Raw genomic sequence first — 23851 nt, forward strand, 5'->3', positions numbered from 1 at the left:
GCGTTATTCTTCCGCTTCTGTTGCCACGCGCCTGCCGATATCCTTCAGCTGCGAATACTTTTCCAGCAGCTGCGGGCCGTCGTCGAGGCTTGTGGCAAACATCCACAGGTAGGTCATCACCGAGTAAATATGCCCGGCGTTGATATCGGGCGAGCGCGTCATCAGCACAATCGTAACGCTGAACAGCAGCGCCGCCAGCACGCCGATGGTGAGATAGCCCATCGCCTCGCGATCCGAGAGCGAAATGCGCAGCCGCGCCAGCACGTGATAATGCCGTTGCAGGGTGTGCGACGCGGCGTGCGTCACGACGTCTATCTCTTTTTCCAGCCGGTTGTTGAGCCTGCCATACAGCGCCTCGTTGCGGCGGGTAAAGCGCGTGAGAAAGCAGGCCAACACGCCTAAGACAGCAAGGCACAGCATGCCCGTCCAGAACTCAATCAGCAGCAGCATGACGGCGGCACCCACCATAGACGCCACCGAGGTGATGAGCGTCGGCAGGTGCAGCTCGAAGAAGTCGACAAATTCCCGTGAGAGCGTCACGCGCGCGGCGACGGTGGACGCGGCCAGCTGTTTTTTACGCTGCGCCAGCACCACCGAGACGGCGAGGCCCGCGTAAATGCGCGCGAAAGTGCGCGTGTCGACGCTGCGGCGCATGGCGCCCAGCGTCCAGATAAACAGCACCATTAGCCCGTACAGCATCGCGCTGACCATCCTGCCGGAAAGAATGGCGTTAATGCAGATGCCCGCCAGCACCGGATAAAGCAGATACGTGACGTTCTCGGCAATCACCAGCAAAAAGGTGAAAAAGAGCTTATGCCGGTGGCGTCTGGCGAGGGTTTTCAGCGTGCCGGAGGCGCTGGTGGCCGCGACGGATGCCGGGAGATTCTGGCTGTGCGTATTCATGGTTTCTGGTAATCTTGCGTTAGAGCACCTGCTCAAGTGGGGTGGGATGCTATTTGAGCAAGTGCTCAAAGTCAACCGGAGAAAATACAGGGTGAGTTTTTCGTGAAAGAGAAAATCGTCAACGCGGCGATCGCGCTGTTTATTGAAAAAGGTATCGAAAACGTCAAAACGCGGGATTTAACGGAGCATTTAGCGATTTCGCGCAGCCATATTTATCACTATTTCACCAACTGGCAGGCGCTGTGCGTGGAGTCGATTTCCTCGTTTCTTGACAATGAGCTTCACGAATTTGTCTCGCGGACCGCGTCGTTACCGGCAAGTGACAGATTGCAGGCGTTTATCGACGGCGTAATTTCGCCGACGCCCGACCCGACCGCCCGGCTTTACGGATCGCTGTGGCAACTGGCTGCGCATAATCCGGTCTATGCGCAGATGATGGACGCTATCCTGACGCGCTGGCACGAGGCGCTGGTGGCGATTATCGTCGCGGGTGAAAGCGAAGGCGTGTTCCGCCGCGTCAATGCCTCGCGTGTCGCCCGTCAGCTTGATGCCATGCTGTTTGGCTACAGCGATCATCTCTACACGCTGCCGTCCGACGAGGCGTTCCGCCAGGCGCAGGAAGACATCGACGATTTCATTCGCGGGAATTTACTGGCGCAGGAAAGAAGAGGAACGTCTTAGCGCCATCAGGCTGGCCTTACCGGCAGAGTGGGGCGGCGGGTGTCGCGAGATTATCTGCTCGTTCGCGTAAGCGGTACGAGCAGATAATGCAGACGCAGGGGGTGTCCGGTTACGCCTGACGACGCCAGTTATATTTCCCCAGCCGCAGGAAGGTTTCATGCGAGTTGGGTGAATAGACGCACAGCACGCCCTGCTCATTCGCGGCAAGGTATTGCCAGTCGCCTTCGCCCATCAGCAGCTCCTGAAATTCCTGCCCGTCCTGGCTGATATAAACCAACTGACGCTTGTAACTGGACGGAAACAGACTGAAGTCCTGCAAATGGAAACAATTCGCGACGTGCAATTCGCTGACGTGGCGATCCCATTCATAACCTTTATCCGATGTCATCAGATGCTGTGAATAAAAGCACATCAGTTTGTCTTTCATTCGGGTCGTCAGGATATCGCTGTAAAAAACTTTATCGCCATTCCAGGTGCTGCTGCGCCAGCCTTTGCCAGGCATATGGTACTCAATAAGCGGCTCGGCCTCCGGGCGCTTTTTGACCATGATGTAGTAGCCGCTGTATTTCGCAAAAGCGAGCAAGCAATCAACGCCCGGCAGCGCCACCAGGCGCTCTATTTCCACGCCTTCGCTAAAACGAGGCGCGTCATCATAGCGTCGCCACGGCGCGCCCGGCTGATCGGCGCAGTAAATCAGCGGCTTGTCGTAGGTTGAGGTTTTTGTGGAATCAAAGAAGAAACCTTCTTCTTTATACTCATACTCTTTGCGCTCTTTAAAACGCCACAGCCACTGGTTATTAAAGAAGACGATATCTTCTGTCGCGGTGTAATCCCAGGTGTTGGGAACATCCGGATGCTGGCTCTGCGCCCACTGCAACGCATCAGAGGAGTAGTAGAACCCTGGGTCGTACCCCGCAAAGATAATCCAGGTGTGTTCGACAAGCAGAATTTTCGTGATGTACGGCGTATCGCCGGTGCTGTTGAGCGTCACGTGCTGCCAGCTCTGCGTATCTTCGCTGCGATAAAGCCGGTTGTCTGAATCCACAATTAACCAGATACGCCCGTCCGTTTTGATGTGACGGATGTTTTCCGGTTCACAGGGCGGGTTAGTGATGTCCTGCCAGTCGATACTGAGCCGATACGTCTCGCCTTCTTTGCTCACGGAGACAGACTGTTTATTTTGCTTTTCCTGTTCCTGCTGCAACAGCCACTCTGCATGCTTCTGTGCTTTCAGGCGGATCACAGACTGGTCAAATTCGCCTTTAGCGAAGCGTTCGAGTTGATCGGCGGCGTCGCTACAGGCGGTCGAGAACGCCGTCAGTGTGCCGTCAATACGCTGTTCATACTCACTGAACTGGTTATACCAGTCATCGTTATCCGTGGAGTTATCCAGCTCATAATCGCCATAACCGAGCCGGTCTTCGTAGGCAAAAACAGGCAGGCCCCAGCGCGCCGTCATTCTGTTTGCCGTATGGAACGGCGCCGCGTTGGCGGATAAAAACGCTTCGGCTTTTTTACGGAACTCATTCAGGCTGGAAAGGCAGGATTTGCGCCCGATAGCGTAAGCCGAGCTGCCAACAGCAGAGCCCATTTTGCTCAGGAAACCGTCATTCTCAAACGATCCCATGTACCAGCCGTAGTCGGACGCCTTGTCCGTCACTTTCATGAGTTCAAGGCTGAGCCGCATCGCGGCGCTGTCAGCCGCGTAAAGCTGCTTAATCGTCTCGTCGTAGTACTGGCGAAAATGCCGCTCACGATAACGAACGATATTTTTCCAGCCATGCGTGAACGCGTTCAGTTTCGCGGCGCTCTCCAGCAGCGACGTCTCGTCACTTTCCTTCAGCAGCGTCTGGATATGGGAGAAATTATCTTTAAATTGCGCAGGCTTGAGCATCCCCAGCAGGCGCATGACCTGCGGGTTTTCCATCGGTTTGTTGCAACGCGCCAGCAGGAAAAACGCATCAAAAAGCCAGGTATAACGCGCGTCATCATCTTTTAGCACATCCAGTAAAGTCTGCTGGTGCGCCTGGAATTTGACGCTGTTATCAGCAAGCGTAATGAGCTCATCCATCACCGCAGGGCAGCCCGCTTTCTCGCTGAGCAGGGCCAGAAACTCCTGGCCTTCCCGGCTTAATGCGGCGGCGTTTTCGACACAGAGCGCCAGCAGCAGGAGATATTGCCGTTTCTCTTCCGCGCTTTCCGTTGCGTCAAAGAAACTGTGGTGATGAATATCGGGTAAGGCGGAGACGAGCGTCAGTGCGGCGCTGTCGTCAGCCGCGAGCTCATCATACGCACTCACATTGAGCCCGTTGACGTCTTTATAGATATCCATAGTTAACAGACTACCGCCAAGCGCTTCGCTCAGCAGATCGCGAAGGCTGTAAGTCGTCGACAGGCCGGAGAACGCTTCGCCAAAGAACCGGGAAATGAGCTTTTCGCGCGCCTCGTCGTTCATGCACAGCGTATCGTCTTCCGTGAGCGAGAGGATTTTTTCATACTGTTCAGAGAGGAAATAAAGGGCGTTAAAAGCGATGCCGGAGATATTGTTCTGAATGAAGTGGGAGTCAATCTGATGCTCATCAACCGCCAGCGCAATCATTGAGCGATAGCGATCGATACCGACTATTTCAATCTGGTCGATAAGATCCAGAATAAAATCAAGCAGCCGGACCTCTTCATCACAATTCACGCCCAGATTCTCAAGCGTGACGATGAGATGGTTGATATCAGAGGCTGTCAGCGCGATGTTCTGGTGGGTGCGCATAAAATCATAGGTCAGGCTCAATACCAGAATGGTTCCTGGCAGAGATTTATAGCGGCGCTTATTCGCCTCTATATTGAGCGACCATTTGCTGAAACTGGTGTTATTTTCTACGTGCACCAGCCGCTGGTTTATTCTGTCGATGGCTTCTTCAAGGAAGTCCCGCGTTTCGATGAGGTATTCATTCATCGTACCCAGGTTATTACGGATCAGGGCGATGCTCTGCGCGTTGATAAGATTTTGCTGCTGGAGCTGCTGCAGATAGTGCCACGCGAATTTCTGCATTTGCAGCGTGTCAGCCTGATTCTGTAGCTGATTTTCAGTATTTTTGCCCGTCACTGCGCCAGCAAAACGTTTAAAGAAACCACTGCTGCTCTGTTTTTGTAAACGATCCTGGCTGCTGGCGATCAGTTTTGATGCATCAAGCGCCAGCTGTTGTGTGAGCGCCGCGTTAGCTTTGTGCTGTCTGACGAGGCCATTAACGGCGTCGAGCTCCGCGCCTTCCAGCGGTTGATGAAATATCTGTTGCTGAGACTCTGCTGTAATGTCAGTCATTTTTGTTCCTTACAGATCTTTGATTTTATTCTTTAAACGATGACTTTGTGATGCCAGCGTTTTTACCTGACTGGCAAAGTGTTTTTCAGATAAATAAAGCCCTTTATGGAAATCGGCATACCAGTTCTGCGACTGATGCAGATAATCCAGCGCATCGTGCATCTTGAGTCCGTTGTTCAGGACGAGCGCGGTATTGGCGAGGGTGAGTTCAAAATTCTTTTCGAGGTGGTTATCCAGCGCGATATTCATCGCAAGGGTGGTGATAACGCCGCCAATAAGGCTTCCCACCAGTACGCCCAAAGGGCCGGCAGGCGCGCCGACGGCGGCGCCAACAGATGCCCCGGTAACGCCAGCGCCGGTCTGGAAAAGGCCTTTGCCCGTTCGCGATTCCAGCTCTTGCGCTGTGATTTTTCCTGCTGCGAAAAGCACGACGTTTTGCACCACATCCACCGCACACACGGCCGCGCCAGCAATACCGCCGTTCGCAAGCGTTCGTTTAAAAACAGAGCCTGCAAACAGGCCAGGCAGAGAGCGGGCGGCTATGGCGACGCTCGCGGTGCCGACACCCGCTTTCAGCGCGCTGTCTCCGGCGGCGATCACCGTATTCTGGAGAATTTGCACGGTCGCTTCTTCGGCGGTTATCTCGCCGTCACGAACCTGTCGAATGTACTGGAAGGTATTGATGCTGCCTGCGATCACGGTGGTTATCATGGCCGCTGAGCCAGCGGCGCGCATGCTTTGCTGAAGCGTGGCCTTATTGAGGTAGCCGGTTTGCATTTTCTCATGCAACTCCTTGCCCGCCGCGTTACCCGCGCCCACCTGTTCCGCCTCGCGTTTACTTAGCGAGGTGGACTTTACCCCGTCCACGTCCAGCGTGCCGGCGGTTTTGTCGCGCACCTTTTCTGCCGCTTCAGCCACCTGGGGACGATTTTGCTGGTTTTTGAGCACGGTACGCTGGGCTGAAGCTTTGATGCCTTCAATTTGATCGGCGGGACCAATAAATACATCGCTGTGCTGGTATTGATGCACGCCGTCTTTGGTGGAACGAAAAGCCGCCTGGGTTTTATTGGCATCCTGGAAATATTTAAGCTGTGCTCCCAGTAGTTGCTGATCGCCGTTCATGACCACAATATCGTGGATTTGATCGTTCATACCCAGTGGCGTGTTTTTGAACCTGTCTGTAAATGCCCTTATATCTTTATCTTTAAGGATGGCATCCAGATTAAAAGATTCCGCATGCCAGGTTTCTGCGGCGAATCCGCCTTTTATCGCGTTACTTTGCGCGGTAGAGGCGATACCTGACATTATGGAGTTAGCCTGATTTATCTCGCCAACCATTTTGCCAATCTTTTCTGCCGCCTGCGTTGGCCAGACAGGACAGAGAGTAATGGCCCGGGTTACGGCTTTATTGCGCTCTTGCATTATCATCTTTCCTTAGGCATTGCCCTGAGACACGTTATCGGCGATAGCGTTTTTTTCTTGAGTCAGCAGACTGATATATTGAGTCAGCTGCGTGATAAAGGCATCAGCTTCCGTAACCGGAGAAATAATACGCACGTTGGGCAGCCAGAAACGCAGCGTGGAAAAAAGCTGGTCCCGATGGGCTATTTTCGTGGTTAACGTCAGGGTGCCGTCTTGCGCTTTATTAATCAGTTTCTGTTGTGGAAAAATATTCCTGCGCTCGAAATATTGCGAAATAGCCGGGAGGACTTCCACTGTCACTTCCATTTTTTTAAGGCTGAACCAGGCGTCGTCTTCGGTATCAAGATAATCGTGGATGTCGGTATCCGGAACGAAGGTGGTTTTTTTAACGTCGAGCCACTCGATAGCGCTTATCCGCCAGGCTTTGATCATCAGATCAGCATCCGTCGCTGCCAGATACCACACGCCTTTAAGATTCATTAGCCGGTAAGGATGCAACACTCTGGACTTGCCTTTGTAATGCACGACGCAAACCTGACATGCGCTAATCGCTTTTTCCAGACTGGAAAAGAGGCTCCTGTGTTGTTCTGAATGCAGGGCTTCTGGCGGCAAAGGCAAAATGGTGATCCGATTATACTCAATGGCCGTTAACATCTTTTGCAGTGTGTTTTCATCTGATGACGGCAAAAGTTTCTGTAATCCGGTTTTTTCGCTCAGACTGGCCAGCGTAGGTAACGCATCTTTTTGTTCGTTCTGGCTGGCAATCCGATATACCCCGTCACTACTGCAGGTAACAAAAGCACCCAGACGATTTAAATCACGATAGATGGTTCTTTCACTGACGTTAAAGCGTTCGGCCAGTTCGCGGCGTGAAATAGCTCCCGACTTCGTCAGCTCAAGCAATATAAACGCAATACGGTTAGCCAGGCGCTCATGGCGTGAAGGATTTTCCATAATCGAATCTCACAATGTATTTGAGCGCTATCTTAGCGCCCCACGCTGACAGGACGTGTCAGTTTTTCTCGCTCAAAAATAGTTTTCTTCCCATCACCCGTTTATTCGGCGTGACTTAACGCAAATAAAGGGGCGTTCAAAAAATATAAAATAACTAACCGTTATTAACTTCATTCTGTCGTCGGCTCCTTTCACCCGACACTCGCCGCAGATGCTATTTTTATCAAAGGCGTCGTTATCGGTTAACGCTGTTTTATTCCCTCCTGCTAAATTGCCCATCACTTATACGCTCGCCTGACGGATGTAAAAACGATGATAAGCGCGCATGCAGACTCAGGCCGTTGTCACAAAACGGAAATTCCGATCTCCGCCTGTGGCGCTGGTGAAAATTTGTGCAAACAATGTTAAATCTTTGTATACAAAAGCGCTATAGATCTGTGAGGCACGATTAATGCGTCAGACGCATCGGCTCTTGCGTTTATTGCGCTTATTAACCCTTTATTTCTGTTCCAGTCTTCAGACAGAGGCGCAACCACAAGCGTCAATGACAACTGGAGACATCAATGCATTCCGCTACCCCACCTGTAACGACCCGTTCCCGACTCAGTGCGATACTGCGCGTCACGTCGGGCAATTTTCTTGAACAGTTTGATTTCTTCCTGTTTGGGTTTTATGCCACCTACATCGCGCATACTTTCTTCCCGGCGAGCAGCGAGTTTGCCTCGCTGATGATGACCTTCGCGGTGTTCGGCGCGGGCTTTCTGATGCGCCCCATCGGCGCCATCGTGCTGGGCGCGTATATCGATAAGGTTGGTCGCCGCAAAGGGTTGATTGTCACGCTCTCCATTATGGCGGCAGGGACGTTCCTGATTGTGCTGATCCCGTCCTGGGACGCCATCGGGCTCTGGGCGCCGCTGCTGGTGCTGACGGGCCGCCTGTTGCAGGGCTTCTCGGCAGGCGCGGAGCTCGGCGGCGTATCGGTGTACCTGGCGGAAATCGCGACGCCGGGCCGCAAAGGGTTTTACACCAGCTGGCAGTCCGGCAGCCAGCAGGTCGCTATTATGGTCGCCGCGGCGATGGGGTTTGCACTGAATGCGGCGCTGGATCAGAGCGCCATCAGCGACTGGGGCTGGCGTATTCCGTTCCTGTTCGGCTGCATTATCGTGCCGTTTATTTTCCTGCTGCGCCGCAAGCTGGAAGAGACCCAGGAGTTTAGCGCGCGCCGTCATCATCTGGAGATGCGTCAGGTGTTCGCCATGCTGCTGAACCACTGGCCGGTGGTGATTGCGGGCATGCTGATGGTGGCGATGACCACGACCGCGTTTTACCTCATTACCGTCTATGCGCCCACCTTCGGCAAAAAAGTCCTGATGCTCAGCGCCTCCGACAGCCTGCTGGTGACGCTGCTGGTGGCTATCTCTAACTTCATCTGGCTGCCGGTGGGCGGCGCGCTGTCTGACCGCTTCGGGCGCAAGCCCGTGCTTATCGCCATGACGCTGCTGGCGCTGGCCACGGCCTATCCGGCGCTGCTGCTGCTGGCGGGCGCGCCGAGTTTCTCAATGATGCTGACCGTATTGCTGTGGCTCTCCTTTATGTACGGCCTGTACAACGGGGCGATGATCCCGGCGCTGACCGAAATCATGCCCGCAGAAGTGCGCGTGGCGGGCTTTTCGCTGGCCTATAGCCTTGCGACTGCGGTGTTCGGCGGCTTTACGCCGGTGATTTCCACGGCGCTGATTGAGTACACCGGCGATAAAGCCTCGCCCGGTTACTGGATGAGTTTCGCCGCGCTTTGCGCGCTGCTGGCGACGCTCTACCTGTATCGCCGCAGCACCATGACGCTGCAGACCGCGCGCTGAAGAAGGGAAACGACATGCATAAACAAACGTTCTGGCTTATCGCGGCGCTGGTGGGATGCGGAGCAAACAGCGGGGCGCTGGCGCAGGAGGTCACGGTGATGATCTCCGGCGGCTTCAAGGCGGCGCTTGAGCAGCTGCGCCCGGCGTATGAAAAGCAAAGCGGTAATCATCTTGTGGTGATCCCCGGCCCGTCGATGGGAAAAACGGCGCAGGCGATTCCTAACCGGCTGGCGCGCGGCGAACGCGCGGATGTGGTGATTATGGTAGGTGATGCGCTGAGCGACCTTGAACGCGCGGGCCGCACCGCGCCTGGCACCCGCACGGAACTGGCGGATTCGCCGATTGGCGTCGTGGTGGCGCATGGCGCGCCGGTTCCGGCTATCAAAACGGATGCGCAGCTGCGCCAGACCTTACTGGCGGCGAAATCCATCGCGTATTCCGACAGCGCCAGCGGCCGCTATGTCAGTAACACGCTCTTTAAAAAGCTCGATATTGAAAAGCAGGTCGACGCCAAAGCACGGATGGTTGAGCGCATTCCGGTGGCCTCCGAGGTGGCGAAAGGGAACTACGCCATCGGGTTTCAGCAGGTCAGCGAACTGTTGCCGGTGCCCGGCGTGACGTTTGTCGGCGAGCTGCCCGACGACGTGCAGTACATCACCCGCTTTGCGGGCGCGGTGACGCGCAGCGCGGCCCATCCGCAGGAGGGGAGGGCGCTGCTGGCGTTCCTGTCCTCTTCCGGGGCGCAACAGGTTATTCACGCCACCGGGATGCGGTCAGTGAAAAGGGCAGCCGCTGTTACGTCAGCGGATAGCGCTCCGTGACGAGCTTCTCCAGCTCTGCCGCCACGTAAGACTGTATGCGGCCGCTGCGGCGGATAAGCCCCATGCTGCGTCTGACCACCGGCGAGGTCAGGCGCAGCGACGTCAGCGCCGACTGCCCGGACGTGGGCATCGACATCGCGGGCACGGCGGCAATGCCGATACCCGCTTCCACCATGCCGAGCATCGTGGTGACGTGCCGGGTTTCGCAAATGCAGGGCCGCGCCGGGGTGATATGGCCCAGCGCCTGATCGAGGAGCGTGCGGTTGCCGGAGACTTTATCGAGCCCGATGTAATCCTGCTGAAAATAGTCCTGCCAGGTGATCTGCCCTTTGCGGGCAAGGGGGTGATCGCGGCGGCATGCCGCGACGTAGACATCCTCCACCAGCGGCACGAACTCCAGATGCGGCGGCAGATTGCTGTCAAAACAGATCCCGAAATCGGCCTGCCCGCTGGCGACGGCCTCGATAACGTTGCCGAGGCTGCTGTCGATGAGCTTGATCCGCACGCGCTGATAGCGCGCCTGGAAGCTGCGGATGATTTCCGGCATAAAGTAACAGGCCGCCGAGGGTACCGTCGCCACCGTGACAAGCCCGGTGCGCTCCTTGCTCGCCTGACTGATATCCGCCAGCACCGACTCGACATTCGCCAGCAACTGCTCTGAGCGCTCGGCGAAGCTCTGGCCGTAAAGCGTCAGCGCCACGCGCCGCGTGGTACGGTCAAAGAGCTTTGTACCGAGCGCCGTCTCCAGTTTCTCAATGCGGCGGCTGAGGGCGGACTGCGACAGGCAGATAGATTCCGCCGCGAGCCGAAAGCTGCCGTATTCCACCAGCGCGCGAAAAGCATAGAGATCGTTGAGGTCGAAATTAACCGGCATAGCAGCAGCGTCCTTTCAGCATGGTGAAGTACAGATTATAAAGCGTAGTTTATCACGCATGCGTTGATCACCGGGGACCACCGGGCATTTCGGTGTTCTGCGGCGAACCCCAGTGTGCTTTCAGAAAATCGATAAAGCAGCGAACACGGGGTGAGAGGTAGCGGCTGGTGGGCCAGAGCGCGGAAAACGCGCCTGTACGCTCACAGTAGCCAGGCATCACCTCGCATAACTCGCCGCGAGCGAGCATAGAATTCACGATAAAGTCAGGGACGTAGCAGATCCCAAGCCCGGCGGCGGCGGCGCGGATCATCGCTTCGATATTGTTGACCGTCAGCGCGGCGTGCGCCTGATGCGCGCCGGTAAGCTGAAACCCGCGCAGCGCCCACGGCTGGATAAGCCCGGTGGACGGAAAGCGAAACAGAATGACGCGATGCTCTTTCAGCGCCTCCGGTGATGCGGGCGCGCCCTGCGCGGCGAGGTAGGCCGGGCTTGCGCAGAGCACGAAACGAAAATGCCCCAGCGTCCTGGTGGTCAGGCGCGAATCGGCTATCTCTCCACTGCGGATGGCCACATCAAACCCTTCCTCCACCAGATTCACCAGCCTGTCGCTGAAATCCAGTTCGATTTCGATCTCCGGATAACGCGCGGCGAACGCCGGCAAAAACGGCATTAACAGGTGATAACCGATAGCGGGCAGCGACACCCGCAGCCTGCCGGACGGACGTTGCTGAGAAGAGGTCAGCTCTGCTTCGGCGTCACGCAATTGCTCAAGGGCAGGGCGGCAGCGCGCCAGCAGTCTCTCCCCTTCGCTGGTGAGGCTCACGCTGCGGGTGCTGCGGTTGAAAAGCCGCACGCCGAGCCTCTGTTCAAGCCTCGCGACGTTTTTGCCCACGGCGGAGGCCGAGATGCCCAGTAACCGTGCTGCCCCGGTAAAGCTCAGCGTCTCAGCGGTGCGAACAAATGAGGTCAGTGCGGTGAGACTGTCCATAATTGCCAACTTTTTGTCCGTTAAGAAGGGATTATCAGTCTATTTATTCGACATGAAGTCCGCAATAGCATTCACCGTATCTGCCACTACGTAAGGTTACTGAATGTCTGCGAATCCTTTTTCCAGGACGGCTAACGTCGCCGCTGCGCTGTCGGTGCTATCGGCGGCGATGATCCTGCCGCTCAGCTTCACCGGCGGGGTCGCCACCACGCCCGCGATTGGTCATGAGCTTGGCGGCAGTGCGCTGTCGCTCGCCTGGCTCACTAATGGCTTCATGCTGACCTTCGGCAGTTCGCTTCTCGCTGCAGGCGTGATGGCGGATCTGACCGGGCGAAAGCGCATTTTTACCGGCGGGCTTATGCTGTTTTTTGTGAGCTGCCTTGCGGTCTGCCTCGCGACCAGTACCGCAACGATCGGCGTTTTGCGCGCTGTGCAGGGCGTGGCTGCCGCCATGACGCTCGCGGGCGGCAGCGCGATGCTGGCGCAGCTTTTTGAGGGCCAGGCCCGCACGCGGGTTTTCAGCGTGCTGGGAACGATGTTCGGCGCCGGGCTGGCGTTCGGCCCTTTGCTGGCGGGGCTTATCATCGACCATGACGGCTGGCGATGGCTCTATGCGCTGCTGGCGGCGCTCGCCGGTCTCTGCGCGCTGACCGGCGCTATTTTTCTGCCGCCTGCCGTGAAAACCTCCGGGGGACGGGCAGATATTCCGGGGCTCGCGCTGTTCAGCGTCTGTCTGGTGTGCTTCACCGTCGCGCTGCTGGCGATCCCGCCGCTGGGCGTGACGTCATGGCCGGTGCTGGCGTTGCTCGGCGCGTCGCTGGCGGCGGCGAAAGGGGTTATCGTTCGCTGCCGTCGCGCCACGCACCCGGTGTTTGATCTCGCTCTGCTGCGCAACGCGCGCTTCGCGGGAGTACTGTTGTTGCCGCTCGCTACCTGCTGCTGTTATGTGGTCTGGTTGATCCTGCTGCCGCTGCGGTTTACCGGCGCCGAAGCACTGAGCGAAACGCGCAGCGCCCTGTATATGCTGGCGCTGACGCTGCCGGTACTGCTTCTTCCGGGCGTCGCGGCGCTGCTGACGCGCTGGTTCAGCGCCGCCAGCCTGGCGGCTGGTGGCTTGCTGGTGGCCGCGATCGGCCTGGTGCTGCTGGGCGTCGCATTGCAGGGAAACAGCGATGGAAGGCTCATTATGGCGCTGGTGGTGACCGGCTGCGGCTCGGCGCTGCCCTGGGGACTAATGGACGGGCTGGCGGTTTCAGGCGTGCCTGCGCAGAAAGCGGGCATGGCGGCAGGGCTGTTTAACACGGTGCGGGTCGCGGGCGAAAGCGTGGCGCTGGTCTGCGTGATGGCGTTTCTCGCCACCGCCAGTCAACAGGCGCTGGCAGCCACCCTCAACGGTTATCCGCCGCAGACTATCGCGAGCGCCGCCGCCTGGCTTGGCGCGGGCCATCTTGAGCAGGCGCATACGCTGCTGCCGGGTGTGCCGCTGGCGCGGCTGTACCAGAGCCTGAATCAGGCGTATCAGTGGCTGTGCAATCTGCTGGCTATCCTGACGCTGCTTTGCGCCGCAATGGTCTGGAAAACGCTTCGCCGCCACGGGCCACTGCCCGGACGGCCATGAGCGTATTAAAGGTGTTGCGCCTCCACGCCCTGGAGAATTTCCTTTATCTCGAAGAAATCATTCCAGAACGGGGTATCGCGCAGGGCTTCGGTAAACTCCTGCCAGACCGCGTGGCTTGCGGCTTCCCACATCCAGATATCGGAAATGCGCGCGGAGTAAAACCCGGTGTCGAAATAGCGCAGCGTCAGCGCGCCAGTAACGGCGTGAGAAATGTCGTGATGTTGCGCTGACGTTCTTCCGCGCTGGCGCTAAGCCAGCTGCGGTTGGCTTTCACCAGCATAAAAAGGGTCACAGCGTCTGTGGCGGTACGGTTCATAACGGTCTCCCTGAAAACTATTAATGCTTGTAGATGTGAGGTTACGGTGACGTCGTTATGCTATCGGGACACCTTTTATTCAGGGACTCGCGTTTATGCCCGTCATTGAACCCGCTGCCGCGCCGCGCAAACTGCCGCGTCAGGCCCGCTCACGGGCGCTGGTTGAGGCGATTATCGAGGCGACCGCTCGCATTTTTGAGCGCGCGGGCCCGGCGGCCTGCACGACCAACGCCTGGGATGTTATCGCGCTGGCGCAGGGCATGATAGCGATGGCCGCCCGGCGTAGTGAGTCTGATGCCCCCGCGCTGGCACGCCGGATTGAACGTGCCGTCTTTGGTTATCTCGGCTGGCCAGCGCCTGACGCCGGGGGATTTTAATGCGTTATCACAGGAGAGAACGATGATTGTCAGAACCTGGCACGGCTGCGTGCCGCGCGAACACGCCGACGATTTTGCGGTGCATTTACAGAAGACCGGCGTTGAACATGCGCAGCGCACGCCGGGTAACCAGGGCGCGTTTGTGCGCCATGAAACGCAGGGCGACTGGGCGCATTTCTTTCTTGCGACGTACTGGGACAGTCTGTGCGCCATTAAGGCGTTCGCGGGAGACGATTATCAGGTCGCGGTGACGTACCCCGACGATGAACAGTTTGAACTGCTCTCCGACCCTTACGTGTTCCACCACAACGTAGAAGACATTACGCCGCTGTAACCGGTGAAACCGCGATAAAATGACTCGCCAGCGCGCCGTTCTCAACGCGGTGCACCATCAGCGCGGGAGGATCGTAAACGAAGGGAACGTGCGACGCGCCGAGCCATAACGGATTTGCGGGGCAGACAGCGCCGCAGATATAAGCCGGGATACCGGCCAGCGTTCCGGCAGCCGGGCGGTGGACATGCCCTGTAGCTATCGCAAGCGGTCTGGCCGGATGCTGGCGCAGCAGGGCGGCGAGCGCGTCATGGTCGCGGCACATGATCGCATCCATCGAGGGAATGCCGCTCGCAAAGACATGATGGTGCATAAACAGCAGCGTCTGGCGCCCCTGCGCCTCATCAAGCTGCTGCGACAGCCAGCTAAGATGCGCGGCGACACTCCCCGCCGCGCAGGCCTCAAGCGTGCTATCAAGCCCGATAGCGCGAAGGCCCGGCAGATCCACCACCGCATGCAGCGGCCCGTCTGCGCCCGTCCAGAATGTCGCGCTCCAGGTCGCTCGCAGGGCGTCAAGATGGTCGGCATTGCCCGGCAGGATAAGCTTGCGGCACGGAAACGCCTCAAGGCGCGCCGCTATCTGCGAATACCCGTCGCGCCAGCCGTCGTCCGTCAAATCGCCACTGATCACCAGCAGATCGGGCGTCAGTGGCGCAAGCCACGCCAGCGCATTGTCAAAACGCGCCAGATTGTCGTTATCCGGGGCTGCGTGAATATCAGAAATCTGCGCGATAAGCATAGCGTTCCCTTTGTATCAACCGATAATCAATGAGGCATCACAAAAGGGTGGGGCAATAAAAAGAAAAAAGCCAGCGGTGAGAGACGTGCTGGCTTTTGAAGGAAAGGGGGCTGCCTCAGATATCGTCAAGCGTATGATCGACGACAATCTCCAGCGTTTTGCGGATAACGTCAGCCATCACCACGTCATCGGTGGTTTCCAGCGCGTTGATCAGCTGTAAAATAATGGCCTTATGCGTCAGGTGACCTTCGGTCGCGAGAATGTTGCTCACGACTGCGCCCAGCAGAGCGGCTTCCTGCGCCAGCATATCGCCAGCATTGCGAAAATATTCAGACAGTGTCGTATCGGGCAGCTCTGCATGCAAATCTGCGGGGTTAAACATTACCTGGCTCATAACTGGCACCGTATTGTTGTTTAATAGTTGCTGTATATAGTCAGTGTTTTTTAGTGCCGTCTGGCGACTGACTTTCGCCAAACAGAGAATGGACATTGTCGCCATTCCATTCTTTACGCCCATGCGCGCCATTACGCCGTCCGGAAACCGTGTTAGTGCTGATCTCAGCTATCACGCAGGCAATCGCCTCGCGTCGCTGTGGATCTGACTCGCTGGTTTCCATCGAGCGCAAACGCGCGATGAGGACCCGCATATTGATCGGGCCTTTTTCTCGAAGGAGAGACAGTACTGCCTCTCCGATAATTTCGTCTGTCAGTTGATCTTTTTCACTTCTGTTCATAAATGCGTCTCTGAATGCCGCATGTTCCGCGCCACGCACGGATACAACATTTTTCCGGTGGCGTCCTGCCACTGAAAATTGTCAGGCTTTGCTAAGGCCTGCAATATCCCCCCGCCATAATTGACTTAATCATCAGGAAACGTGTTCGGTAGAAACGCCCTGCTGTTAGCGATCAAAAAGCAAACCTATCAGCGTCTGATAGTGACTCTCTTCTTCAACGCTGGATGCCATTTCGAGACGACTAAGCAATTTGGTGCAAATGCTTTTTTTGTTCAGGAGTCGACCATCGCGCAGAATCTCAACCACGATTTGCCCTAAGGTTTCTTGCTGAGTTGGCAGCGCTGCTTTATCAAAGTATCGGGCAATGGCATTGGCTGAATCCGGGATATAACCGTTCTGACGCATATGTCACTCCTGTTAAAATTTCGTAACTACGCAAGGAATAGTTAGCAGTATACTAATTACGTTAATCTTGTACACCGCTTTTGTATAAGTTAATGTCGCATTTCTGGTTAAAAAATTATCATAATCATATTTTTCAGTGACTTACATTAATAATTATTTTCGCTTTTGCAGATAATTCTGTACCGAAATTGCATTTTTATTGTCGAATCGGAGAAAAGAGGTTGTACAAGAGACGTAAAAGGTAAGCATTTTGTGAAAATTATCGCCCTGATAACCCTGTAACCTGTACAAAAACCGTACCTGCTCCCCTGCCATTTTTTATCGGTATCTAAGCGCAATCATCGCAAGACGCATGAGGAGTCATCTGTTAAGGTGGCGGCTAATTCACCTATTCACGGGATGTATGATGCTCACAACCATAATTTATCGCAGTCATATCTGCGACGACGTGCCGGTCAGCGTACTGGACGACATGGTGACGGCGGCGAACAACAAGAACGGTCAGGCCGATGTGACCGGCATTCTGCTTTTCAATGGCAGACATTTCTTCCAGCTGCTGGAAGGCCCGGAAGAGAGCGTGAAGTCCATTTACCGCGCCATCTGCGCCGATACGCGTCATTACAACCTGGTGGAGCTGCTGTGCGACTACGCGCCCGCGCGCCGCTTTGGTAAATCCGGCATGGAGCTGTTTGATTTACGCAACTATGAGCGTGACGAAGTGCTTCAGCATGTGCTGAACAAAGGCACCTCGAAATATCAGCTGGTCTACGGCGACCGCGCGTTGCAGTTTTTCCAGACCTTTGTTGAGGCGACGGAAAAAGAAAACTATTTCGAAATCCCGCCGGGTGATAGCTGGGATTTCATTACCGAAGACGATGGCGTTCAGGCGCCGACCGATGCCGGGACGCAAACCGATTGCAGTTTCGCCTTCCAGCCGATTATCGATCCGCTCTCCCGTGAAGTGGTGTCGCTGGAGGCGCTCCTGCGTACGCCTGCGGGCGCGCCGCCAGAAACCTTCTTTGAAGGGTTAGAGGGCGCCGCCCTCTACGAGGCCGATCTGCACAGCAAGAAAACCGCCTTCGCGATGGCGGGCGCGCTCAATATCGGCCAGCAGACGCTGTGCGTGAACCTGCAACCGATGACGCTGGTAACCCTGCCTGGCGCGGTGGATTTTCTGGTTAAGGAGATCCAGGCGAACGGGCTGGTGCCGGATCAGGTGATGGTGGAGTTTACCGAAAGCGAGGTGATCTCCCGCCTGGACGAATTCACCGACGCTATCCGCCAGCTCAAAGCGGCGGGCCTGCGCGTGGCGATTGACCACTTTGGCGCGGGGTTTGCCGGCCTGCTGCTGCTGGCGCAGTTCCAGCCGGACCGCATCAAAATCAACCGCGATCTCATCCGCGACGTGCATAAAAGCGGCCCGCGTCAGGCCATCGTTCAGGCGCTGATCAAATGCTGCGCCTCGCTGGAAATCTCGATTTCCGCCGTCGGCGTGGAGAAAGCCGAGGAGTGGATGTGGCTGGAATCCGCAGGTATTACGCTTTTCCAGGGGTATCTGTTCGCTAAACCGGCGCTCGGCGGCATTCCGGCCGTCGCGTGGCCTGAAAAAAAATTCGGCCTGTAAACGCCGCTCCCCCAATATGGCGCATGTTTAAACCTGCATGCGCCATCCTCCTGTGATTCAACGCCTTTTCTATACACTTTTTTATTGCCCAGCGCGTGCGGAGTTCATACTCTTACTCTCCAGACGGCTCTTAAGTTAACTTCACGGTTGTACAATTAATAAAAATTGTACAAGCTATGAGAAGTTAAATTTTTGAGAGATTCCTGTGTCGGTTTTGAGCGTGAGTGAAGATCCTATGGCGTTTTACAGCATTGGCGAGATAGCAGAACGGTGCGGCATCAACCCCGTGACGCTGCGCGCCTGGCAGCGGCGCTATGGCCTGCTTAAACCCCAGCGCAGCGAAGGCGGTCACCGCCAGTTCGATGAAGACGACATTCAGCGTATCGAAGAGATAAAGCGGCTGGTGAAAAGCGGCGTTCCCGTGGGGAAAGTCAAAGCGCTACTGGATAAAGACCTCGTCGTCGCCCCGGAAGCCTGGCATGTGTTACAGGAAGAGATGATGACCGTGCTGCGCCAGGCGCGTCCTGCCACGCTGCGCGCCAAAATCACGGCGCTGGTGCGTGAAAACGCGGTAGACGGGCTTATCGATAATGTCTTTCTGCCGGTGCGTCGCCGTCTGGGGCTTGATCACTACACTGCGCCTTCCATGCGCAGCCTGATGGACGGCGCGCTGATTGAGTACGCAACGCTGTTTCTCGCCGAAGCGCGCAAGAAAACCACCAAAGAAGCACTGCTGATGGGGTGGGGTACAGTCGATCGCGCCCGCCTGTGGCTCGAAGCCTGTCGTCTCGCGCATCAGGGCTGGCATATCGATGTGCTTGCCGAGCCGCTTGATCTGCCGCACCCGGAGCTCTTCCCCAACCAGCATTTTTTTGTCTGGACCGACGAGCCACTCTCTGAAGGACAGCTGGAGCGGGTCTCCCACTGGCAGGCGCAGGGCTTCGCCATTACTTTTCTGACCGATGCAGAAACGGCGTAATCGCGCCGCACCTCTCTCTATGCGGGCACTCCGCCCGCGTCAGCGCAGCCATTCACCTCACCTGCCTCTTGCCTGATAGCTGACGACCCGCATCAGCGATATCATACGGCGCTTATAGGCTCCTTTCTGGCGTTCTGACGCGCGCTGGCGCGCCGGATGCTTTCATTGATGAGTGAATCATGGATACAAAAACGAGATCCCGGACGGTGCTGAACCTGCCGGCGGGTTACTACGGCATGGTGTTAGGCCTTATCGGTATGGGGCTCGCGTGGCGTTACGCCAGTACCGTCTGGCCGGTAAGCCCGATAATTAGCAACGCGATCGTGGCGCTTGCGATGATTGTCTGGCTGTTGCTGAGCGTGGCGTTTGTCTGGCGCGCGGTGACATTCTGGCCGAGTGTGCAGGCCGAACTGCGCCACCCCGTGCAGAGCAGTTTTATCAGCCTGTTTCCCGCCACCACGCTGCTGGTGGCCATTGGCATGACGCCCTGGTGTCGGCCCGTCGCGCTGGCGCTGTTCGCCGCGGGCGTGGCGGCGCAGTTAGGTTACGGCGCGTGGCAGTCAGCGGGGCTGTGGCGCGGCAATCACCCGGCCGAGGCCACCACGCCCGGTCTCTATCTGCCGACCGTCGCGAACAACTTTATCAGCGCGATGGCCTGCGGAGCGCTCGGGTATCCGGATGTCGGTTATCTGTTTCTCGGGGCGGGCGTGTTCTCCTGGCTGAGCCTGGAGCCGGTGATTTTACAGCGTCTTCGCAGCACCGGCGCGCTGCCAGCGCCGCTGCGCACGTCACTGGGTATTCAACTGGCCCCGGCGCTGGTCGCCTGCAACGCCTGGCTTGCGGTCAACGGCGGCGAGGCGGATGTCTTCGCTAAAATGCTCTTCGGCTATGGTCTCCTGCAATTGCTGTTTATGCTGCGACTGATGCCGTGGTATCTGGCGCAGCCCTTTAACCCGTCGTTCTGGAGCTTTTCGTTCGGCATTTCGGCGCTGGCCAGCACCGGTCTGCATCTCGGCCACCACGGTCAGAGCGGGTTTTTCGCAGCACTCGCCGTTCCGCTGTTTATCTTCACCAATCTCATTATCGCGCTGCTGGTCGTGAAAACGGTTCTGCTGCTGATACAGGGTAAGCTGTTGATCCGCGTTGAACGCGAGACCCCGCCCGCCGCGCAGAAAGAGGGCGCGTAGCACGGGGTGACAGTAAGCGCCGCGTGAACACCTGCACGGTATTCAGCGCGCGTCGGCGGCGCGCTGATAATCCCGCTTTTGATAATAAAGCGTGTCAGTTTTACTCTCTTATGTCTCCTGGCTGCGGCAGATAGACTTTGCCTCCTGCTTATATTCAGGAGAGATCATGACCGCTATTTCCTCGCTTAAGGTTGACCGTCCGCTCCGACGGCTGGCGCTGCTCATCGCCTATATCCAGTTTACTAACGCGCTGGAATATATGATTTTTAACCCGGTTTTCAGTTATATGGCGCCGTGGTTTAACGTGCCCGTGACCTGGGCTGGCTATGTCACCGGGATCTACACGCTCGCGGCCGTCATCGCCGGGCTCACCGCCTGGCTGTGGATGGAGAAGCGTAATCAACGGCGCTTTCTCGCCGCCAGTATGGCCGTGCTCGGCGCGCTGACGCTGCTGATTTTGCTGACGGATAGCTTCGCCGCGCTGCTGGCGTTGCGTTTTATCGCGGGGCTGACGGGCGGCACGACGATGGGGGTCGCCAGCGCATTACTGATCAACGCGGTGCCTGCGGCGGCGCGCCCGCGTGCGCTCGCCACGGTTATCGCGGCGTTCGCGGTCGTGAGTATTGTCGGTATGCCTGGCGTGCTGTTCATCTGCGAGCATTACCACTGGCAGGCCGCGCTGGGCGTGATTAGCGTGCTCTGCTTTGCGGCGATCCCGTTTATTTTCGCCATCATCCCACCCTCGCTGCCGCGTGCGGGGCGTGCACCTGCGCTCCCGCTGACGCCGTCTGTCGTACTGGTTGCATCCACCAACGCGCTCGCACAGTTTAGCGCGATGCTGATCATCCCGGTGCTGGTGCCGGTGCTGACAGGCGCGCTGCACGCGTCGGGGGCCTCGCTGCCCTGGCTTTTTGTCGCAGGCGGCGTGGCGGGGTTCGCGGCAACCCGGCTGACCGGGAGACTTCTGCTGCGCGTATCAGGGTTTACGCTGAGCCTGGCAGCCAGCCTGGTATTGATGTTAAGCCTGCTGATGCCGGCCTTCGGCATTGAGGCGCCGTGGCTCTTTATGGCGCTGTTTCTCGCGGCGTCCTATGCCCGGCTGGTGGCGTCTTCTGCGGTCGCGATGCGCTTTGCGCAGGACCGCTGGCGGGCCAGCTTCACGAGCCTCCAGACGGCGCTGATGTCGCTTGCCACCACGGCTGCCTTCATACTGTGCTCGCTGATTTTTCCGTCTCAGGGGATCACTCCTGGCGCCCTGCAAGCGCTGCTATGGATTGCCGGAAGCAGCGCGCTGCTGCTGCCCGTCAGCCTGAAAGCGGTGGAGCGCTGGCTTCTGGCGCGCGAAGTGGCCCCCGTCGCCTGAGCCAGTGGCCTCTTCGCCAGACAACAAAAAACCCGGCAGTGCCGGGCTTTTTAGCGGGAGGGCAATACTCAGAACGTTTCCCAGTCGCCCGCGCCGTCTGCGGCCAGCGTGCGTGCCGGTGTGTGCGAGGCGGTGGGCTTCGCCGCTGCCGGTTTTTTCTGGATGGCATCGCCAAGCTTGAACAGCGAGATGAGCTGCGACAGCTCGCCTGCCTGCTGCTCCAGCGACGCGGCGGCGGCGGACGACTCCTGCACCAGCGCGGCGTTCTGCTGGGTGGTGGAGTCCAGTTCGCTCACGGCTTTGCTTATCTGATCGATCCCGCGGCTCTGCTCGTCGGAGGCGTGAGAGATTTCCGTCATGATCCCGCTGACGCCTTCCACGGACGAGACGATATCTTTCATGGTTTCGCCCGCTTTGTTGACCATTGCGGAGCCGGAGGTGACCCGCGCGACGGATTCCTGTATCAGGCCCTCAATTTCTTTAGCGGCCTGCGCGCTGCGGCTTGCCAGCGTTCTGACTTCCCCCGCGACCACGGCGAACCCGCGCCCCTGCTCACCGGCACGCGCGGCTTCCACCGCGGCGTTCAGCGCCAGGATGTTGGTCTGGAAGGAGATGCCATTAATCACGGCGATGATATCTTTGATCTTATTGGAGCTGTCGGTGATGTTGTCCATTGTTTCAACCACATCCCAGACAATCTGCCCGCCGCTGCGCGCGTTCTGCGCTGCGGTGTGGGCCAGCGAACTCGCTTCACGGGCGTTATCGGCGTTGCGTTTCACGGTGGAGGTTAACTCTTCCATGCTGGCGGCGGTTTGCACCACGGCGGCTGACTGCTCTTCGGTGCGCGACGCCAGGTCGGTATTGCCGATGGAGATCTGCGAGGACGCCGAGGCGACGTAGATAACCGACTCTTTAATCTGGGTGATAAGCTCGCGCAGGCGCTGGTTCATCGTCGCCATCGCGGCGCTGAGGCGGCCCAGTTCATCGGTGGAATCGGCTTCGATAACCGCCGTCAGGTCGCCTGCGGCGATACGCTCCGCGACGCTCAGGTTATAACGGATCTGCGAGGTCATCTGGCGGGTGATCAGCCAGGCGATAAAGAGCCCGATCACCACCGCGCAAAGTGCGACAATCACCATGATATACATGACATGCTCAATCTTGGTATTGCTCTTATCGGCCTGAATCTGCGCAAGCTCGCTGGTCGCTTTATTTAATTTCTCCGCCACCACGGTCATCGCGTCTGCCCCGGTTTTGGCGCTTTTCAGGGCGAGGCTGTAGCCGTCTACCGCGTCGCCGAGTGAATTCAGCGCGGATTGCAGCGTATCGGCCGAGCCGGCAACGGCCGCGGCATTTTCACTTTTTATGGCAGCCAGCAGCGAGAGCGCCTGCTGTAAATCATAGCTGAACTGTTGCTGTCCATCCGCACCGCGTGACGAGACAATAACGCCTGCGTCAGCGCGAATTTTCTCAATAAAATAGAGTAGATTGACGCTGGATTTGGATAACGAATCGCTGTCGCGCAGCGTCTGAGAGACGGAATCAAAGGTCGACTGGCGGGTCGCTTCCAGCACTTTTTTCCCTTGCTCAATACTCGCGCTTTCAAGTGAAATAAACTGGTTGCGCACGTCATGATATTCTTTCACCGTTTCGCCCAGCGCCGTAAATAACAGGTGAGTATCTTTTTCCCAGGCAAAACGGTCGCCGTCTTTAATTTTTGCCGTCATCCGGTTAATGGCATTCAGGTTTTCCTGCGCCGCTTTTTCATCATGGCTGACCTGATACATCAGACGGTTACGTCTGGCGGTATTTAAATCATTGCTAATCTGATTAACCAGTTGTTCTTTGTCAGAGTGTTCGCTGATAGCCATTAGCTGGCTAAGGTTTATGGCCGACGAGGCGATAATGATACCGACTAATACCGAAAAACCGCCAAATAACTTTGCTGCTACAGAAAGGTTCTTAAAAATACCCGGTTTACCTGTCATTGTTGATTCCTCGGCTGCTGACCATGCTGTCTTCATACAGGCGCCGTCGCGTTTATTTATGGCGCAATAATATGCGCGCATTTAAGGCGTCAGGGCTGTTATCGTTGAGTTACTCCATTAGGGTTATCGGCAGGAGTGAAAATTTTATTCAGGGAAAATCAGCATTAAATTCCGCTCCGCTGTTAACTCATTGAGTTGCGTATTTAATTTTTTCACTATGTGTGATCGTATTAACAAAGGCAGGATGGTTAGGCTGTTAATTAATTTGCGCGGTACAAATATGAGCCTGGTAAGAATATATTCTCGTTTTTTTATTAGCGTGCTAATTCACTGGCGTTAAGCGTTACGCCAAAATCCACGGTGTACGCCGTG

21 protein-coding genes and 1 pseudogene are annotated in these 23851 nt (G+C 56.9%); 10 read left to right on the top strand and 12 right to left on the bottom strand.

What is annotated here, in order from left to right; all coding sequences use genetic code 11:
* Nucleotides 1–3 precede the first annotated feature (3 nt).
* Entirely contained in the window at nt 4–903 is a 900-nt protein-coding gene (locus tag AFK67_RS21205; protein WP_007727747.1) for an ABC transporter six-transmembrane domain-containing protein, read from the bottom strand.
* 102 nt (nt 904–1005) lie between these two features.
* Here AFK67_RS21205 and AFK67_RS21210 point away from each other — a divergent pair, with 102 nt between their 5' ends.
* Complete coding sequence (locus tag AFK67_RS21210; RefSeq protein ID WP_007727749.1) at nt 1006–1584, top strand: TetR/AcrR family transcriptional regulator; 579 nt, start codon at nt 1006–1008, stop codon at nt 1582–1584.
* A gap of 109 nt (nt 1585–1693) precedes the next feature.
* Here AFK67_RS21210 and AFK67_RS21215 read toward each other — a convergent pair whose 3' ends face one another.
* Genes AFK67_RS21215 through AFK67_RS21225 form a run of 3 tightly spaced genes read right to left on the bottom strand, consistent with a single transcriptional unit; the run spans nt 1694 to nt 7276 of the window.
* On the bottom strand, nt 1694–4900 hold the full coding sequence (locus AFK67_RS21215; RefSeq protein ID WP_007727751.1) for a beta propeller repeat protein: 3207 nt from the start codon (nt 4898–4900) through the stop codon (nt 1694–1696).
* Nucleotides 4901–4909: 9 nt separating this feature from the next.
* Nucleotides 4910–6322, bottom strand: coding sequence for a tape measure protein (locus tag AFK67_RS21220; protein ID WP_007727766.1), 1413 nt, complete (start codon nt 6320–6322; stop codon nt 4910–4912).
* A gap of 12 nt (nt 6323–6334) precedes the next feature.
* A complete protein-coding gene (locus AFK67_RS21225) occupies nt 6335–7276 on the bottom strand; it encodes a helix-turn-helix transcriptional regulator (RefSeq protein WP_038885094.1) in 942 nt (313 codons plus the stop codon).
* A 563-nt stretch (nt 7277–7839) separates the two neighbouring features.
* On the opposite strand from AFK67_RS21225, the gene tcuC reads away from it, so the two are divergent.
* Entirely contained in the window at nt 7840–9135 is a 1296-nt protein-coding gene (gene tcuC / locus AFK67_RS21230; protein WP_053532932.1) for an MFS transporter, read from the top strand.
* A gap of 14 nt (nt 9136–9149) precedes the next feature.
* Nucleotides 9150–9956 carry a substrate-binding domain-containing protein gene (locus AFK67_RS21235; protein ID WP_038885103.1) on the top strand — a complete coding sequence of 269 codons (807 nt, stop codon included), beginning with the start codon at nt 9150–9152 and terminating at the stop codon, nt 9954–9956.
* Here AFK67_RS21235 and AFK67_RS21240 read toward each other — a convergent pair.
* Both AFK67_RS21240 and AFK67_RS21245 read right to left on the bottom strand, forming a co-directional pair.
* Complete coding sequence (locus AFK67_RS21240) at nt 9931–10830, bottom strand: L-proline-binding transcription factor PsrA (protein ID WP_038885105.1); 900 nt, start codon at nt 10828–10830, stop codon at nt 9931–9933. The genes AFK67_RS21235 and AFK67_RS21240 overlap by 26 nt on opposite strands.
* Nucleotides 10831–10897: 67 nt before the next feature.
* Entirely contained in the window at nt 10898–11818 is a 921-nt protein-coding gene (locus AFK67_RS21245; RefSeq protein WP_007734039.1) for a LysR family transcriptional regulator, read from the bottom strand.
* Between the two features lie 103 nt (nt 11819–11921).
* Here AFK67_RS21245 and AFK67_RS21250 point away from each other — a divergent pair, with 103 nt between their 5' ends.
* Nucleotides 11922–13436, top strand: coding sequence for an MFS transporter (locus AFK67_RS21250; protein ID WP_007734037.1), 1515 nt, complete (start codon nt 11922–11924; stop codon nt 13434–13436).
* 5 nt (nt 13437–13441) lie between these two features.
* Here the strand turns inward: AFK67_RS21250 and AFK67_RS23590 are convergent.
* Nucleotides 13442–13752 (bottom strand): annotated as a pseudogene (locus AFK67_RS23590) (darcynin family protein).
* 95 nt (nt 13753–13847) lie between these two features.
* Here AFK67_RS23590 and AFK67_RS22455 point away from each other — a divergent pair.
* Together AFK67_RS22455 and AFK67_RS21265 are read left to right on the top strand one after the other, a co-directional pair.
* Nucleotides 13848–14129, top strand: a complete 282-nt coding sequence (locus AFK67_RS22455) for a hypothetical protein (protein ID WP_007734033.1) — start codon at nt 13848–13850, stop codon at nt 14127–14129.
* Between the two features lie 22 nt (nt 14130–14151).
* Nucleotides 14152–14463 carry a hypothetical protein gene (locus AFK67_RS21265; protein WP_007734030.1) on the top strand — a complete coding sequence of 104 codons (312 nt, stop codon included), beginning with the start codon at nt 14152–14154 and terminating at the stop codon, nt 14461–14463.
* Here the strand turns inward: AFK67_RS21265 and AFK67_RS21270 are convergent.
* The 4 genes from AFK67_RS21270 to ycgZ form a co-directional block, all read right to left on the bottom strand.
* The gene (locus AFK67_RS21270; protein WP_007734027.1) at nt 14450–15199 is read right to left on the bottom strand and encodes a metallophosphoesterase; all 750 of its coding nucleotides are present in this window, start codon (nt 15197–15199) and stop codon (nt 14450–14452) included. The genes AFK67_RS21265 and AFK67_RS21270 overlap by 14 nt on opposite strands.
* Before the next feature lie 115 nt (nt 15200–15314).
* Complete coding sequence (locus tag AFK67_RS21275; protein ID WP_032967683.1) at nt 15315–15581, bottom strand: biofilm development regulator YmgB/AriR family protein; 267 nt, start codon at nt 15579–15581, stop codon at nt 15315–15317.
* Nucleotides 15582–15633: 52 nt separating this feature from the next.
* A complete protein-coding gene (locus tag AFK67_RS21280; RefSeq protein WP_032967681.1) occupies nt 15634–15933 on the bottom strand; it encodes a hypothetical protein in 300 nt (99 codons plus the stop codon).
* A 165-nt stretch (nt 15934–16098) separates the two neighbouring features.
* A complete protein-coding gene (ycgZ, locus tag AFK67_RS21285; protein ID WP_007734019.1) occupies nt 16099–16338 on the bottom strand; it encodes a regulatory protein YcgZ in 240 nt (79 codons plus the stop codon).
* 406 nt (nt 16339–16744) lie between these two features.
* Here ycgZ and AFK67_RS21290 point away from each other — a divergent pair, with 406 nt between their 5' ends.
* The 4 genes from AFK67_RS21290 to AFK67_RS21305 all read left to right on the top strand — a co-directional run bounded on the left by AFK67_RS21290 (nt 16745) and on the right by AFK67_RS21305 (nt 21491).
* Entirely contained in the window at nt 16745–17962 is a 1218-nt protein-coding gene (locus tag AFK67_RS21290) for a diguanylate phosphodiesterase (RefSeq protein ID WP_007734017.1), read from the top strand.
* Nucleotides 17963–18197: 235 nt separating this feature from the next.
* Nucleotides 18198–18941, top strand: a complete 744-nt coding sequence (locus AFK67_RS21295; RefSeq protein WP_007734014.1) for a MerR family transcriptional regulator — start codon at nt 18198–18200, stop codon at nt 18939–18941.
* A 179-nt stretch (nt 18942–19120) separates the two neighbouring features.
* A complete protein-coding gene (gene tehA, locus AFK67_RS21300) occupies nt 19121–20128 on the top strand; it encodes a dicarboxylate transporter/tellurite-resistance protein TehA (protein ID WP_032967680.1) in 1008 nt (335 codons plus the stop codon).
* Between the two features lie 166 nt (nt 20129–20294).
* On the top strand, nt 20295–21491 hold the full coding sequence (locus AFK67_RS21305; protein WP_007734009.1) for an MFS transporter: 1197 nt from the start codon (nt 20295–20297) through the stop codon (nt 21489–21491).
* Between the two features lie 68 nt (nt 21492–21559).
* On the opposite strand, the gene AFK67_RS21310 is transcribed toward AFK67_RS21305, so the two are convergent.
* The gene (locus AFK67_RS21310) at nt 21560–23479 is read right to left on the bottom strand and encodes a methyl-accepting chemotaxis protein (protein ID WP_007734007.1); all 1920 of its coding nucleotides are present in this window, start codon (nt 23477–23479) and stop codon (nt 21560–21562) included.
* Nucleotides 23480–23851 lie beyond the last annotated feature (372 nt).

The sequence above is a fragment of the Cronobacter dublinensis subsp. dublinensis LMG 23823 genome, from assembly GCF_001277235.1.
Taxonomy (GTDB): Bacteria; Pseudomonadota; Gammaproteobacteria; order Enterobacterales; family Enterobacteriaceae; genus Cronobacter; species Cronobacter dublinensis.

Coding starts and splice junctions, on each gene's coding strand:
- AFK67_RS21220 (WP_007727766.1), bottom strand. CDS start 6,322: ATGCAAGAGCGCAATAAAGCCGTAACCCGGGCCATTACTCTCTGTCCT.
- AFK67_RS21225 (WP_038885094.1), bottom strand. CDS start 7,276: ATGGAAAATCCTTCACGCCATGAGCGCCTGGCTAACCGTATTGCGTTT.
- AFK67_RS21235 (WP_038885103.1), top strand. CDS start 9,150: ATGCATAAACAAACGTTCTGGCTTATCGCGGCGCTGGTGGGATGCGGA.
- tehA (WP_032967680.1), top strand. CDS start 19,121: ATGGATACAAAAACGAGATCCCGGACGGTGCTGAACCTGCCGGCGGGT.
- AFK67_RS21310 (WP_007734007.1), bottom strand. CDS start 23,479: ATGACAGGTAAACCGGGTATTTTTAAGAACCTTTCTGTAGCAGCAAAG.
- AFK67_RS21250 (WP_007734037.1), top strand. CDS start 11,922: ATGTCTGCGAATCCTTTTTCCAGGACGGCTAACGTCGCCGCTGCGCTG.
- ycgZ (WP_007734019.1), bottom strand. CDS start 16,338: ATGCGTCAGAACGGTTATATCCCGGATTCAGCCAATGCCATTGCCCGA.
- AFK67_RS21280 (WP_032967681.1), bottom strand. CDS start 15,933: ATGAACAGAAGTGAAAAAGATCAACTGACAGACGAAATTATCGGAGAG.
- AFK67_RS21290 (WP_007734017.1), top strand. CDS start 16,745: ATGCTCACAACCATAATTTATCGCAGTCATATCTGCGACGACGTGCCG.
- tcuC (WP_053532932.1), top strand. CDS start 7,840: ATGCATTCCGCTACCCCACCTGTAACGACCCGTTCCCGACTCAGTGCG.
- AFK67_RS21275 (WP_032967683.1), bottom strand. CDS start 15,581: ATGTTTAACCCCGCAGATTTGCATGCAGAGCTGCCCGATACGACACTG.
- AFK67_RS21265 (WP_007734030.1), top strand. CDS start 14,152: ATGATTGTCAGAACCTGGCACGGCTGCGTGCCGCGCGAACACGCCGAC.
- AFK67_RS21305 (WP_007734009.1), top strand. CDS start 20,295: ATGACCGCTATTTCCTCGCTTAAGGTTGACCGTCCGCTCCGACGGCTG.
- AFK67_RS21240 (WP_038885105.1), bottom strand. CDS start 10,830: ATGCCGGTTAATTTCGACCTCAACGATCTCTATGCTTTTCGCGCGCTG.
- AFK67_RS22455 (WP_007734033.1), top strand. CDS start 13,848: ATGCCCGTCATTGAACCCGCTGCCGCGCCGCGCAAACTGCCGCGTCAG.
- AFK67_RS21205 (WP_007727747.1), bottom strand. CDS start 903: ATGAATACGCACAGCCAGAATCTCCCGGCATCCGTCGCGGCCACCAGC.
- AFK67_RS21270 (WP_007734027.1), bottom strand. CDS start 15,199: ATGCTTATCGCGCAGATTTCTGATATTCACGCAGCCCCGGATAACGAC.
- AFK67_RS21295 (WP_007734014.1), top strand. CDS start 18,198: ATGGCGTTTTACAGCATTGGCGAGATAGCAGAACGGTGCGGCATCAAC.
- AFK67_RS21215 (WP_007727751.1), bottom strand. CDS start 4,900: ATGACTGACATTACAGCAGAGTCTCAGCAACAGATATTTCATCAACCG.
- AFK67_RS21245 (WP_007734039.1), bottom strand. CDS start 11,818: ATGGACAGTCTCACCGCACTGACCTCATTTGTTCGCACCGCTGAGACG.